Annotated in this window: 11 protein-coding genes and 1 pseudogene; 7 read left to right on the top strand and 5 right to left on the bottom strand. The window is 45.1% G+C overall.

Translation table 11 applies throughout. The features are described 5' to 3' along the window. The first annotated feature begins 579 nt into the window (after positions 1 to 579). Positions 580 to 804, top strand: a complete 225-nt coding sequence (locus SVI_RS07600; protein WP_013050894.1) for a hypothetical protein — start codon at positions 580 to 582, stop codon at positions 802 to 804. A gap of 103 nt (positions 805 to 907) precedes the next feature. Here SVI_RS07600 and SVI_RS07595 read toward each other — a convergent pair whose 3' ends face one another. Together SVI_RS07595 and SVI_RS07590 are read right to left on the bottom strand one after the other, a co-directional pair. Next, the gene (locus SVI_RS07595) at positions 908 to 1,834 is read right to left on the bottom strand and encodes a class I SAM-dependent methyltransferase (RefSeq protein WP_041419778.1); all 927 of its coding nucleotides are present in this window, start codon (positions 1,832 to 1,834) and stop codon (positions 908 to 910) included. Positions 1,835 to 1,923: 89 nt separating this feature from the next. Continuing rightward, entirely contained in the window at positions 1,924 to 3,009 is a 1,086-nt protein-coding gene (locus SVI_RS07590) for an AI-2E family transporter (protein WP_041419777.1), read from the bottom strand. A 96-nt stretch (positions 3,010 to 3,105) separates the two neighbouring features. Between SVI_RS07590 and folX the strand changes: the two are divergent. Next, positions 3,106 to 3,490: pseudogene (gene folX, locus SVI_RS07585) on the top strand (dihydroneopterin triphosphate 2'-epimerase). 337 nt (positions 3,491 to 3,827) lie between these two features. Further along, positions 3,828 to 4,742, top strand: a complete 915-nt coding sequence (locus SVI_RS07580) for a TIGR01777 family oxidoreductase (RefSeq protein ID WP_013050889.1) — start codon at positions 3,828 to 3,830, stop codon at positions 4,740 to 4,742. A gap of 32 nt (positions 4,743 to 4,774) precedes the next feature. Here SVI_RS07580 and SVI_RS07575 read toward each other — a convergent pair whose 3' ends face one another. From SVI_RS07575 to SVI_RS07565, 3 genes are all read right to left on the bottom strand, one after another. Continuing rightward, a complete protein-coding gene (locus tag SVI_RS07575; protein ID WP_408005167.1) occupies positions 4,775 to 5,419 on the bottom strand; it encodes an START domain-containing protein in 645 nt (214 codons plus the stop codon). A gap of 192 nt (positions 5,420 to 5,611) precedes the next feature. Next, positions 5,612 to 8,065 (bottom strand): ABC transporter permease, encoded by a 2,454-nt coding sequence (locus SVI_RS07570; protein ID WP_013050887.1) that lies wholly within the window; start codon positions 8,063 to 8,065, stop codon positions 5,612 to 5,614. Further along, positions 8,065 to 8,817: an ABC transporter ATP-binding protein gene (locus tag SVI_RS07565; protein ID WP_013050886.1), complete on the bottom strand. Its 753-nt coding sequence runs from the start codon at positions 8,815 to 8,817 to the stop codon at positions 8,065 to 8,067. The genes SVI_RS07570 and SVI_RS07565 overlap by 1 nt, the downstream gene beginning before the upstream one ends. Before the next feature lie 31 nt (positions 8,818 to 8,848). Here SVI_RS07565 and SVI_RS07560 point away from each other — a divergent pair, with 31 nt between their 5' ends. From SVI_RS07560 to SVI_RS07545, 4 genes are all read left to right on the top strand, one after another. Next, positions 8,849 to 9,436, top strand: coding sequence for an arylesterase (locus tag SVI_RS07560; RefSeq protein WP_041420260.1), 588 nt, complete (start codon positions 8,849 to 8,851; stop codon positions 9,434 to 9,436). Positions 9,437 to 9,627: 191 nt separating this feature from the next. Then, the gene (locus tag SVI_RS07555; RefSeq protein ID WP_013050884.1) at positions 9,628 to 10,746 is read left to right on the top strand and encodes a DUF481 domain-containing protein; all 1,119 of its coding nucleotides are present in this window, start codon (positions 9,628 to 9,630) and stop codon (positions 10,744 to 10,746) included. A 614-nt stretch (positions 10,747 to 11,360) separates the two neighbouring features. Next, positions 11,361 to 13,997: a parallel beta-helix domain-containing protein gene (locus SVI_RS07550; protein WP_041419776.1), complete on the top strand. Its 2,637-nt coding sequence runs from the start codon at positions 11,361 to 11,363 to the stop codon at positions 13,995 to 13,997. A gap of 113 nt (positions 13,998 to 14,110) precedes the next feature. Continuing rightward, entirely contained in the window at positions 14,111 to 15,313 is a 1,203-nt protein-coding gene (locus tag SVI_RS07545; RefSeq protein WP_013050880.1) for an SO2930 family diheme c-type cytochrome, read from the top strand. Positions 15,314 to 15,322 lie beyond the last annotated feature (9 nt).

Here is a 15,322-nt window from a genome sequence, read left to right as displayed (position 1 = left end):
TAGTTAATGCCGTAAATACCGCTTGGTATTAATCAAAAAATGGACAAAAAAATAGCAAGCTAAGCTTGCTATTTTTATTCTAGCGACAGCTAGATTAACTCTCGAATTGAGGATTGTTCCTTAATCCAAAAACGCATCTTCATCCTTCTCAACAGGCAAAGACTCTATCACTTCATCTTGTACTTGGTAGTATGCGCTTTCGTATTCTTGAACTTCCATAACAACTCCGAATCCAGTTTGTAAGGTCTGAGGCATGTCATTACTTTGATGACATTTTGCCATTATAGGAAGTGGCAGATGTTCTACTGACTTCTTGGCCTAATTATATCAGGAATCCACAAGCAATACATAAAACTTTCAGTTTGGTTTCACTTGAAAGCTAAAAGTATCGAAAAAACCGTAAAAACAGCAACAAACCGTTACCGCAACTGAAAGACTTTCACCCCTTTATACACTTGAGGACTAAGAGGTAGGTTTTAGCTGCAAAAAAATCTAGGCTTCTATCCCCGAACTGCTATCAATTAAGGATACCTATGAATATTTGTGGGAACCTCGTTGAGTTTTATGGAGGACGGAAAAATGAATGCGCTTGTTGAATTTGAAGCAGGAAGACTCGTTGACCTATTTGGTCAGGGGGACACTCTCAACATATTCATGTTTATGGATATGATGAACATGCCTATCGATGTACAGGATAGGCTATTCTCTGAGATATCGGCCTTAAAATATATAGATAAGGCAAAAGTCGAGCATATTATAGAATCCCATGGTCAATCGACTATCCATGAAAAACTGAATTACTGATTTGAGCTAGACTGGCTAACTCAGGAGCATCTCTTAGCTAATTCGCAATAATTAAATACCAGTTGTCATTTGGAACTGGTATTTAGTATTTAGTCTCTTGTTTCTATGCCTCTGACTTAGGTGGTTTACGCCGATACTTGAGCACTTTAAGCGCTTTATCTTTACTTATATCCGCGAAAACACTTGGATTAACCAGTTGCTCAACAAATTCAAGTGTCGGGCTAAACTCTTCAACTTGATTCATCAGAAATTCAATACTCAATTCTGGCGCATTGAGACACAATAAAACCTCACCGTCTTCGCTCAATAGCTCTGGCAGACGTTTCAACAGTCTAGAATAATCCTTAGTGGCGACAAAACTGCCTTTTTGGTTACTTGGCGGATCGGCAATAATCATCTCATAGGGACCAAGCTTGGTTAACTTACCCCAAGACTTAAAGATATCATGGCCAAAGAAACGTGCCCCAGCATGAAACCCATTGAGAAGATGATTCTGCTTACCAATGGACAAGGCCCCCTTGCTCATATCGATATTAACCACGCTGTCACAACCACCTTGCAGTGCAGCCACAGAAAATGCACAGGTATATGAAAAAAGATTGAGCACCTTCTTGCCTTGGGCGTGTTCCCTCACCCATTGACGGCCGTTTTTCATATCGAGAAATAAACCATGATTCTGCCCTTTCAGCAGATGAACATGATATTTGGCTCCGTTCTCCAAAACAGTATGCTTTTCAGGAACGTTACCTTCTATCAAATCTGTTTGTGTACGTCCGCCGCTGCGATACTGATAAACAAGGTTGAGCGCTTCATCACCTTTAAGGGCTTGCCACCTCTGTTGAATCAATTCTACCGACTTATCTAAAGTATCAGACTCTAGGGGCTTAAAACTGGTTAACAGAAGCACTGGCGGGTACCAATCCAGACAGATGTGTTCAGCTTCCGGATATAAGCCACCCCGACCATGAAAAAGGCGATTAACCTCCTCTCCCAGAGTCATCTTGTTTAATTCATCAAAAAATAACTGCATGTCACTCACTTGTCGAAATTACTTTCTTTATAAAAACAACAAAGCCACGTAAATGTGGCTTTGTTAGTACTCGAGTCTCACCCATAAGATTAAACGGTCTGAGACATATCCTCTTTCTCATTATCGTCCGGCTTTACATCATCATCATCAACATCATCGGCCAACAATATCGCTAGCCAACTCCCTCCCGGACTCGATTCCAGGGCGATTTTGACAATCATGGTTAAGGGTACCGATAATAACATGCCTACAGAGCCTAATAGCCAGCCCCAGAAAATTAATGACAGGAAAACCACTAAGGTAGAAAGACCTAAGCCTTTACCCATGTACCTAGGCTCTATTAGGTTCCCCATAACCATATTTGTGCCTAAATAAAGTAGAGCCGTTGCCCCAGCAGCTGCTGGACCTAATTGAATAAAGGCCAATAGCACAGAAGGAATGGCGGCAATGATTGAACCTATGTTGGGTATGTAATTAAACAGAAAGGCGATGACCGCCCATAACAGCACATAATCCACCCCGATAATAGCTAGGCCAAAACCAACAACCACGCCCGTAGCCAGACTCACTAGTGTCTTAATCACCATATACTGATTGACCGAGTGCAAAAACTTATCTATCTGCTGCATTCTCATCTCGGGATCATCCAGAGCAAAATGTAGCTTCTTAGGTAAAGTCTGAGACTCAAACAACATAAACACCACTGTGAGTATGATTAAAAACAGATTAGCCATCACCCCCCCGACTCCAGTGAGCATATTAGTGGTCATGGAGAGTGCAATACCCGGATCGAAATAGGCCAAGATCTGCTCTTTGGTGATGATGATATTGAGTGCCTGTAGCTTTTGGACTATCCAACCAAATTGATCCACCAGCTGATCTCGATATTGCGGCAGCTGATTAGAAAACTCGTTGATTGAACTGCCGACAATTTGCGCTAGCCACAGACCCATCATGACGATAAACACCATCAAGATGAGAACAGCGAAAGATCTTGGTACTTTAAAGCGTGTCATTGCGCCAATAACCGGATTACAGATCACGGCAATGAATGCAGAAAGCACAAATGGAACCACAATTGGGCTTGCCGTCTTAATACCGGCTAAGATCACGACGATAAATGCCATGATAGCGAACCCTTTATAGGCAACGGATTGGGCATCAACTCTTGGCATATAAATATAATCCTTCATGATTAACTAATAGATTGATAGGCTTAGTAATAGATAACTCTTAATAATAATTAATTTCAGCATGGAGCAATGACTAGTATGAGACCAGAAATCGCGATCATTCGCATCAAAAATCTACGTCTTAGGACATTTATCGGTATCAAGGACGATGAAATTCAGAACAAACAAGATATCTTAATCAATGCTGAAATCCATTACAGCGCCGCTAAAGCTCGTAACAGCGACAATATGGATGATGCATTGAATTATCGCACAATGACCAAAAAGATCATTGAATTAGTTGAACACAATCGATTTTCATTATTGGAAAACCTAACCGGTCAAGTACTCGACATCGTTAGTGACCCACGCTTGGGTCGAGTTTGCCAGCATAGAGATAGACAAGCCTCACGCACTTCGTTTCGCTGACTCTGTGTCTCTTTGCCTTTGCTACAGTAAAAATAATAATATATCTGCATCCTAGTCCCTAAGAGCTGCTCCGATTAATGATTGCCATAAACTAAATCGATATTGATAAACGAGAACCTGACCAATCAGGTTCTTGTCATCGGCCGCAACCTTGATTTACATCACGAGTGACACTGATTATCCAGCCTCTCAAGCTGAACTCAGTCCAACTAAGTCCAAGCTTGCAGAACAAGACCCGCCCAATAATTTAGCCGGAAATAATAGCTAGACGAGTTAATCCCCAAGCCTTTAAGAGCCGAAAACATCATGGATATAAAGGCTTTGTGCTGGAAAACAAATCACTCTGCTACAATTGAAGCTAAGACTAATCTCATCCTTAGAAATGCCGAACCATGAAAATATTGATCACAGGTGCAACAGGGTTCATTGGCCACCAGCTTGTCAGAGTCTTGAGTCATGAACATAAACTGACAATTTTAACCCGCTCTCCCGCTGCGGCTCATCACCAACTCGGTGCAGAGCATCAATACCTTGGTAATTTGACGTCATTATCAGATTTTAATGAATTTGACGCTGTGATTAATCTTGCGGGTGAGCCAATTGCCAATAAGCGTTGGTCAGACAAACAGAAACAATTGATCTGCCAGAGTCGCTGGGACATAACTTCACGTATTGCTGAGTTAATTAAAGCCAGTGATAATCCACCTCAGGTATTGATAAGCGCTTCTGCAGTAGGTATCTATGGTCGACAAAGCGCTCAGCCCATCGATGAGACCTATGTATTAAGTTCACTCGATGACAGCACTACCCAAGACTTCCCCTTAAGAATTTGCTCTCACTGGGAGGAGCTTGCCCTGTCGGCTCAATCTGACAACACCAGAGTTTGCATTATGCGTACCGGATTAGTACTCGGTTTATCCGGCGGTGCGCTAGCAAAAATGCTCTTGCCGTTTAAATTAGGCTTAGGAGGCCCCATAGGAACAGGCCAGCAAGGGATGAGTTGGATCCATCAAGACGATCAAATACGTTTAATCAGTTTTTTACTGAACCAGACACAATGTCAGGGGATTTTTAATGCCACCGCCCCCACTCCCGTCAGTAACTATAAATTCTCTAAGCTATTGGGCAGAGCGCTGAAACGCCCCGCATTAATGCCAATGCCTGCCATTATTTTAAGGCTGCTGCTAGGAGATATGTCAGAGTTATTAACCCAAGGTCAGTACGTACTTCCCACTAAGGCTGAGGAAGCGGGATTTAAATTTACCTATCCCGAGTTAGAGCAGGCATTTGCTTCACTGATAGATTAATACCCAATAATACCGAAAGGGAAAAGATGAGATCATTGCCAACTCAAATCTTGGGCTCTGGCCTCAATGGCCCATAAGATATCGTACAGCCCACTTGTGTTGAAGGTATTGGCAAGCCAAGCTGGAATACTGCCCGCTGGATCGGTATAGAGCCAATACGTCGCTTGAGTTCGTCCATCTTCTCGAGCACTGAGAGACCAACTGCCATCACAAACCACTAAACGCACTGTGCCCTTTAAAGGCTTAGGCCCGAACTGATTCTTCTGGGTCCAATAACGATAATATCGCCCCTTCTGTGTGTCCACTTCATTGACGACCAGTAAGGTATAATCTCTTTGACTCACAAGGGGCGGATTAACTCTATGGTAGACGTAAGCTCTATCTGTTCCCTCTTGCTTAACGACCTTGATTTCATCCATATAAGGCAAGAACTTGGTGTAATGTTCAACTTGGGTGAGCGTTCGCCATACCTGTTCGATAGGCGCATCGATTATCGCCTCCAGCTTCAACTCTTTGATCGAGGTTCCCGGTACTTCTCGAGTCCACACGACAGCTTGCCCCCTCACAGAAGCTTTATGCCAATTATTCCCGGGAGCGGCTTGTATCCTTTGTGATTCTGCATGTATCTCATAAGAGAAAAGAAGACCAGCGATACATAACAACAAAACCAGTTTCACAGAGGTCATACCATAAATTCGAGAGTCACTATTAAATGTCATAACTAAGAGTATAGATCTAGCGCCTCAATAGCAGAAACCCACTAATACCCATCGACAAATCTGTTGCACCAAACGATGTGACTACTCACTCCATCTAAATAGGATAAAAGGCGAAACCTTAAGGTTTCGCCTTCATTCAAAGCGCGAATACTAACCCGCTTTGAGTAGTTCACTACAGGATTTCTTCAGCAACTGTCGGCAACGCCACACACCTAAGAGTGCGACAGTGACGGCACCACACAAGGGCGCTAGCCCCCACCAAGGCCAGTGCATATAGACATTTAGCTCGAACACCTGAGTCTTGAGCAAGTATAGAATAAACTCGGCGACAATCACCGCCAGCAATCCGGCTAGGGTGCCCAGCAAGGCAAATTCGAGTCCGGTTGCCATCCTCAATAACCAGCCTGAAGCCCCGAAGGTTCGTAACACGGCCAGCTCTCTTTGCCTGCTCGCCATACCCGCCTCGGTTTGCGCTATCATGACTAGGCTACTGGCCAACACCACCAGCACAAGCACTAAGGTGAGGGACAAAGAGACCTGATCGATTATCTGTCGCAACTGTTTAATCATGGTGCCCACATCTATGATGGATACCGTGGGAAACTGCTTGATGATGTCCAGAATGACCTTGGACTTGTTATCATCGAGATAAAAACTCGCCATAGATGTATAGGAAAATGCCCCCAGCGACTCCTGAGTGAAAATCATGAAGAAATTTGGCTGCATGGTCTCCCAATGCACGGCGCGAATACTGCCAACCTTGACGATTAAGGTCTGGTTATCGATGATATAGGTCAGACTATCGCCAATCTTAAGATCCAAGCGCTCCGCAATACCCGACTCAACCGACACCTCGTCAGGGTTAACATTAAATTCCCCTGCTAATATCTCGTTATTTGGCGGTACTGTGTCTCGCCAAGTGAGGTTTAGTTCACGTGAAATCCCTTGCCTGCCCTCGACGCCAGCCTCAACCTGATCAGATGTGAGGAACTTCTCACCATTCACCGCCGTTAAGCGGCCTCTGATCACAGGGTAGATATCTGTGGTTTTAACCGTATTGGTTGCCAGGTACGTCTCTAAGGGGCTGACCTCATCGGGAGCTATGTTGACTAAAAAATAATTGGGCGCATTTTGTGGCAGCTGCTTCTGCCATTCATTGAGCAAGTCTTGCCTCAGGGCGAAGATGGTCAACAATAACACTAGGGCGCTACTGAAACCCACCAGCTGTATGGCATTTTGTTTAGCCCTACGTCTCAAACCCGCCAGGGCTAACTGCAATGGATTTGTGGTTTTCATGCCCACGCCATGACCCATACGGATCATGAAAAAACCTAGCACACTCAAAAGTAAGCCCAGTAAGAGTACACCGGCGACAACCGTCAGGGTCAATACCAAGCTGCCAGAGTAGAGGTAGCCAAGCAGCGCCATGGCCGTCAGACTCAATAATAAGTGAAGCCACATTCCCAGTTGCAATCCCTCTAATTGACGCTGCAGAACCCGCAGGGGCGGAATAGATAATAACCTCATCAAGGGGTAAGCTGAGAACATGAAGGCGCTGATAAAACCCGTTGCTAGACCCAGTAATATCGGTCTGGAGAAAGGCGGAGAATAGGCGGCGATATCAGGCGGAAGGAAAGAGGTGATGGCCATATCTAAGACAAAACCACCGACTAATCCCAGTACAACCCCGAGCAAGGTCACCAGTAACAAGTGCATACCAAACAAGGTACGGATCTGTTTACCCGAAGCTCCGAACGTCTTAAGCATGGCAACAACATCATAATGACGTTGGCAATATCTCTGTGCGGCTATGCCGATTGCCGCACAGGCCAAGGCAATACCCAATAGGCTGGCTAGCAAGAGGAAGCGTTCCGCCCGTTTAACCGCATCGGCAATGGGTGAGTCACCAGTTTGCACATCGATCCAGCGCTGACTGTTGTTGAGAAGAGGTTTGGCAAAGGCTTCAAACTGTTTCAGTTGCGTCTCACTGCCGGTAAACTGCGCCAGGTAGGTCACCCGACTTCCTGGCTGGATCACACCTGTTCCTGCCACGTCCGCCATGCGCATCAAGACCACGGGCGAGGACGCAAATGGGTTAAAACCGGCATCGGGTAAGCGTGCGATCTCCTCACTCAAGGTAAACTGAGCATTACCTAGCTCTAAGGATTTTGGGTACCCCAACAAGCCACCTAAACGAGTTTCAAACCAGATCTCTCCCAATCCAGGTAGGGGCTTTTTGCTATTTGAGTTAAGCTCAATCTTGCCCTTGAGAGGGTATCCTTGCTCCACGGCGCGGACAGTGACTAATTGAAATTTATCCTCCGCAAAGACCATAGAATTAAACTGTAAGCTGGAAACTCGCTCCAATCCTATGTCATCGGCTTTATTGATAATCGACTCATCAAGTTTAGTCGGTGAGTTAATGATCCTATCGGCAGCAATAAATTTTGATGCTTGGCCATTGATGGCTAACTGTAATCGCTCACTGACTCGCGCTAATCCTGTCACAGATAATACTGCAAGAGTGATAGCCAAGACGATGAGCACTAGTTGCCCCTGCAAGAGTTCTCGTTTAAACAAACGCCACGCCAGACTTATCTCCATTAACTCGCCTCCGCCTTCGTTAGCTCACTCTCTATTATGACTACCGCAGGTTTTGTGGCATCTGACAGCTTATTCCTAGCCTCTGTCAGTTCACCCGAGTCCATCAGTAACTGACGCTCACATCGTTTAGCCAATACTAGGTCGTGAGTCACTAACACCAGAGTCGTTTCGCACTCACGGTTAAGCTCAAACAACATGTCCGCCACCTTCTTACTATTAGCCGCATCCAGGTTTCCTGTGGGCTCATCGGCAAATAACACCTTGGGCTCACAGATAAATGCCCTGGCGATGGCGACGCGTTGCTGCTCACCACCAGAAAGTTGATTAGGAAAGTGATTCAACCTATGACTCAGCCCCACCCTCTCCAACATGGCCTTAGCCTTATCTTTAGCCTTAGGTATTCCGGCCAACTCGGCGGGTAACATGACATTTTCCAGGGCATTGAGTGTATCGACCAACATGAATGACTGAAAAATAAAACTGACCTTCTGCTTGCGCATTGCCGCCTTCTTCTCTTCATCTAAATGCTGTATGGCAACACCGTCTAAAATGATCTCACCGGAACTTGGAGAGTCTAAGGCCGCAAGTAAGCCCAGCAAGGTCGACTTCCCCGACCCTGATGGCCCAAGAATGGCGATACTCTCTCCATGCTTGACATCCATATTGATGCCGTTGAGGATAGTAAGCTCTCCCTCTTGGGTAGCCACTGACTTAACGAGATTCTTTACTGTGATAGCACTGATATCTGACATAAAACCCTTCTATTCAATCTTACTTAGACGCTTGCTGACTCTGCTGACCTTAACCTACCTGTTCGTAAGCACTCAAGTATTAGCCGCTCCTATATTAATCCTAGGAGATAGCTTAAGTGCAAGCTATGGTATCGATGAAGATAAAGGTTGGGTCAACTTGTTAAGAGCTAAACTACCAAAACATGAGATCATAAACGCCTCTGTAAGCGGTGACACCTCGGCGGGAGGATTGCGTAGACTCCCCAGCCTGCTTGAATCTGGTAAGCCTAAGTTGGTCTTGATCGAATTGGGTGGCAATGACGGATTACGCGGATTTACTCCTCAACAACTGAAAGAAAATCTTACAAAAATAATCATATTATCTAAACAAACCCAGGCTCAAGTGCTCTTGAGTGAAGTCATGGTCCCGCCAAACTATGGCCCTAGATATGCGCGTATGTTTGCCGATGTTTATAATCAGCTGGCTGAGGAACATGAAATAACCCTTATGCCCTTCTTTATGAAAGATATCGCTATCTATCCCGAATTGATGCAAAGAGACGGAATTCATCCCAATGCTCAAGCGCAGATGCAGATAGCCGACTTCGTGCTACCTTGGGTGACTAAAATTTTAGAATAATTCCATCTTCCTGGTGGCACCGAATTCCCCCCTCATTATTTCAAGCACTGTTTTAAACTTTCAGCTATTTAACACTAAAACAGTGCTCTAGCTCCCGAAAAAACAATAAACCTCACAGGTAATTGCCCACTGGAAGCATTTTCTATAGAATGCGCGAAATATTTAGAATACGTTCATTCAGGGAACCAACGATGAAGAGCCCATTCAACAAAATTACCTTTTATATCAGTGCCGCAGGACTATGTTTACCATTATTTTTCAGTGCAAATGCTGCCGCAACTAGTCCACAAAAACCTCAAATGACTCAGTTGCATCCTGGGGATCTCTATCCACCAGCGGATGCCGATTTTGACTGGATACAATTAACCTCTAATGAACTCCTTAAAGGTAAAGTTAAAAACCTTTATGATGATAAATTAGAGTTTGAAAGTGATGAACTAAGTACCTTGTATATCGACTGGGCAGATATTAAGGTCCTTCAGAGCGAAGGAGTTGTCAGCATAGGTTTTACCGATTTAACGACTAAGACAGGTAAACTCTTGGTTAAAGGTGGCAAAACTTTCATCGATGGGGAAGAGTTTGATAGCACTCAAATAATGACCATTATCGCTGGTAAGCAGACCGAAGCCAATTACTGGTCTAGTAAGGTTTCACTGGGAGCAAACCTAAGATCGGGTAATACAGATCAAGTCGATTATAGTGCCATTGCCAATACACGCCGACGCACCACAGAGTCAAGATATAACCTTGACTATATAGGTAACTATTCGAAAACTGATGGTGATGAAACCATCAATAATCAAAGAATCAACACCAACTTTGACTGGTACTTATCTAAGCAGTTCTATTTACGCCCTGTCTTCGCTGAAATCTATATTGACCCTTTCCTTAACTATAAATATAAGGCAACACTTGGTTTCGGTGTCGGTTACGACATTATCGATTCACCTAAAACAAACTGGAGCATAAGTGGCGGTCCTGCATACACTTATACTAAGTTTGATAATGTGTTAGAGGGACAGAGTGAAGATGAGAGCAGTGCGGCTCTTGTGGTTGAAACCGTTTACGATACTGAAGTCACAGATGATATCGACTTCAACACTCTCTACCGAGTGAACTACGGAAGTGATGCATCAGGCGGTTACACTCACCATGCATTAGCCGGATTCTCCATCGCGCTGACCGACATGTTTGATTTAGATCTTTCTTTTGTCTGGGATCATATCAATAAACCACAGCAAAATGCCGATATGAGCTTCCCTAAACAGGATGATTATCAGTTCATCATAGGTTTCGGTATCGATCTCTAAATACCAATCGGTATCAAAATAAATACTGACTAATCAGGCCGCATCGCGGCCTTTTTTATACCCAGAATAAATCAGCGATCTCATCATTGTTCCATTCAAACGCAATTGTCATTCCCCTTCGCTAATACCTACACAAATACCAACACCAAGAAAGGCCATTGGATTAGCCCAATGCTAACCGACGGGGCTGCGGGTTACTCGGCGAACAACATTGGCGATTATAATGAAGCGTTAAATCCATTCAGGATCGAGTAAAAATATAATAGAGAAGGCCCATATAATCAGCTGAAATATGGATATTTATCTGCACTTTTTGTATAAAAATCTACAACAAATCATTATTTCTGTCGCGCTCGCCTTAGTAGCAAGGAGTCAATGACAAATATATACAGGCTAGCGTAAAAACAATAAATAAGTTCATGTCCAAGCTAGCTGTTTAGTTAGTCCCTGTTTCACCCTGTTTTATATAGATAAAAAAACAAACACTTGTTTAATTTTTATTCCCATCCAAATAACACCCAATTGTTATGAATTTGTTGGCCGGATTTCACATTGTATATATGGTACGTCCGTGCAATCTAGGGGAGGAATAATAAAAATAAGCAGGAGACGCTATGTTCAACAAGAAACCATCTTGGTTAATCCCATCATTAGTGGCCAGTGCCATCGCGCTAAGTATCTCAGGTTGTTCATCTGATGATGATCCCATTGTCGAAGAAGATAAAAGCACTGTCGTACCAAGCCCTGAATCATCCCCAAGTTTTCCCCAAGGCGCAATCATGATTGAGGCCGGCGAGAACCTCACCATACGTATTCAGGAAGCCCTGATCAATGCACAAACCGGTGATGTCATCGTACTGCCAAAGGGCAATTTCAAGATAGCATCTACTCTGCTGTTCGATGGCGATGTGGACGGTGATGGTACCTATGCTAAGAACATCACCATCATGGGATACGGTATGGATGAAACCGTATTAGACTTCTCTGAGTCAATTTCCGGTGATGGCATCTTCGTACAAAATGCCATCAATATCATTATTCAGGATATGTCAGTTAACGAAGCCAAGAACAATGGTATCAAGCTTAAAAACACTAACGGCATTATCTTACGCCGACTCGCTACTGTGTGGGAAGGTGAGTTAGATGAAGGCAACGGAGCCTATGGTCTCTATCCTGTCGAATGTGAAAATATCCTCATCGAAGATAGCTATGTCCGCGGCAGCGCCGATGCAGGTATCTATGTAGGTCAGTCTCAATATATCGTGGTTCGAAACAATATCGCCAAGGAAAACGTGGCGGGTATCGAAATTGAAAACTCTAAATACGCCGATGTATATGGCAACGAAGCCATGGGTAATACCGGCGGTATCTTAGTCTTCGACTTGCCGATCAACAATCATAGATATGGATCCAGTGTCCGAATTTTCAATAACAAGATTTATGACAACAACACCAAGAACTTTGCCAACGCCTCAGCCAATCCGGCAGGTGTTCACATCGTTCCCCCAGGAACCGGTATGATTATTCTGTCTACCGATAATGTCGAGATCTTCAACAACGAAATAACCAACCACGATACTATGGCAGTCACCATTGCCAGCTTCTTTATCGCCGAACCTGACATGGGCGCTTTTGTGGCGAGTTACGCTCAGGAAAATCAACCGATCCAGGATGGCTGGAGACCCACCCCAAGAAACATTTACCTCCATGATAATGTGATCACAGGCTATGGTAAAAAACCCAACGGTTATCTTATCGACGATATTATCACTGCGTATCTGTTAACCCACGGTCAATTCCCAGGCGTGCTCTATGATGGCCTCGGCGAGATGTTATCTAATAATGGCACCGCGGCTTATTTAGGCCTACAGGAAATGCCATTTGCCACAGACGGCAGTGATAATGTCTGTGCCAGTAATAATGGTGATGTATCTATAGGTCGACTCTATGCCAATGACAACACAGATGTCAGCATTGCAGATGTCTTGTTTGAATCGACACAAGCCGAACTACTTAAATGTGCTCAGGTCAGCTTACCGGTTCATACGGTAACATTTGGGGAGCAGATATTTGGTTGTGGCGTCGATGATGATGTCGCAGGCTGTGATGGTGGCATCCTAATCGGTGGTGGCGGCAGTATAGGTGAAGGTGAAGGCGGCCTAGTCGGTGACGGAGACCAGGCTCTGTGTGAAACCACAGGCTCTGAGGTCAACTGGGATGCTTTACTGGGTGCAAATTGCCCCAAGCTATCGGATTATAACTTGTTTGCCGATACCAAAGATCCCTCTACTGGCGCAAACTCAGGTGGCATGCCTTACGACATGAACACCCAACTATTTACCGACTATTCGAGCAAGTATCGTTTCGTCTTTGTCCCTGAAGGAAAAATGGCCAGTTACTCGGTTCAGGAAAGCATGGACTTCCCTGTCGGCACAGTGATCAGCAAAACCTTCGCCTTACCGGCCAATACCAGTCAACGTGGCATTGTAAATGAAGATATAATTGAAACTCGTCTACTTATTCGCCGTGATACCGGCTGGACAGCCCTGCCCTACGTATATAACTCCGAGCAATCTGATGCTGTACTGGCCAAGGCTGGAGCCATTCAAGGTAAGCAAATCGTCCATAATGGTGAAACCTTAGCCTTCGATTACGTCGTTCCCAGCATGAATAACTGTAAGCAATGTCATCAGTTCAAGCTTGATGCCGACAGCCCAGCGGTGTTCGTACCAATCGGTCCTAAGGCGCGTCACCTGAATAAAGACTATGCCTATGCCGATGGCACCATGAACCAGTTACTCAAGTGGCAGTCAGCAGGCATACTCCAAGGTGTTCCCGACGTGGCGACTATCGATACTGTGCCAGCGTATTCAGATGGCGATGAAACAGGCTTAGCGTCATTAACCGATGTACAGCTGATGGCCACGGCCAAGGGCTATCTGGATGTGAACTGTGCTCATTGTCATCGTCCCGAGGGCAATGCATCCAACACAGGTCTTACACTGGAATATTGGAGACCTTACTCTGACGGTCACGGTACCTGTAAATCTCCAGTCGCCTATGGCGGCGGAGAGCTGGGTTACGATATTGTGCCAACAGCACCGGAGAGCTCTATCCTACATTTCAGAATGGAGACTAATCTCCCGGGAGATCGTATGCCTGAGATTGGCCGAGGTCTGTCACACGGTGAAGGTGTTGCGCTTATCCATGAGTGGATCAAAAGGCTACCTGTAGCCACTTGTTCACCATAACCGCTGAGTTTCAGTATAAAGTATTACTCAAATAAGGCCGGCTAACCCCGGCCTTGCTTTAAATAAATAGGTATAACTCCTGACCTTTTACCATCACAGTTATAGGTGTCACTATGCGCAGCTCAAGCCTGCTATTGTTAGTCATCACACTGATAACTGCCTGTGGCAGATCAGGCAGTTACTCAAATGCCCAACAAGACTCAGTAACAGATACAGCGACAACGCCCACTCCTCCCTCGCCAACATCAGTATGTGAACTCGGCACCAGTAGCATCAATTGGGATGCCCTGTTAACGGAAAATTGCGATAACTTAGCCCAATACGGACTATTTATCGATCCAAGCAGGCCAACATCGAGCCCTGTATCACCAGGGATCTTGTACCAATTATCAAGCCAGTTATTTACTAACTACGCCAACAAGCATAGGTTTATCTTCATTCCAGAGGGTAAGCAGGCCAAGTTTCACCCCAGTGAAGCCTTCGACTTTCCCATAGGTACAGTACTGGCTAAGACCTTCTCCATGCCCTATGACACTCAAGTCAGCGGCGCCGAAAATGAAGTATTGATTGAGACCCGATTACTGATCCGCAGAGCAACTGGCTGGACGACCTTGCCCTATCAGTGGCAAGACGGCAAAGCGACTCTGATTCAAACCGGGGGCGACATCCCTCATACCTTAAACCATCAAGGCAGGACGGAAAGCTTCGATTACCATGTTCCTAGCCGCGCGGAATGTAAGTTATGCCACCAACTAAATCGTGACGGCACTAGCCTTATCAGCCCCATAGGACTAAAAGCCCACCTACTCAATCACGATATCCAGCATCAAGGTCAGTTCATAAACCAATTAACCCTGTGGCAGAACCTTTCCATGCTGGCAGACTTACCCAATACTGATGACATTGCCAGTGGGACCGCTACAGAGATAGCTCATGCTCCTAACCTATTCAATACCGATGCAGACCTTACTCTTAGGGTAAAAGGCTACTTAGATATCAACTGCGCTCACTGTCACAGGGCCGAAGGCTTTGCCAGTATCTCTGGACTCAGGTTAGGCTTTAATGTCGACCATACCAGCTATCAATATGGCTTATGCAAACAACCACCAGGCTGGGATGGCGGCCCCAGGGGGTTATCTTACGATATCGTTCCCGGAGATGGTGAACACTCGATATTAGCCTATAGACAAGAGCTGAGTGAGCCTAAAGACAGGATGCCACCTTTGGGCCGCAGCTTAATTCACACCGAAGCGGTAGAGCTAATAATAAGCTGGATAGACGCTCTGCCTCCATCCTTAGGCAACTGCCAATGGTAAGACTCTAGG

Source organism: Shewanella violacea DSS12 (genome assembly GCF_000091325.1).
GTDB classification, from domain to species: Bacteria; Pseudomonadota; Gammaproteobacteria; order Enterobacterales; family Shewanellaceae; genus Shewanella; species Shewanella violacea.
This window is presented reverse-complemented; position numbering and strand designations above follow the sequence as displayed.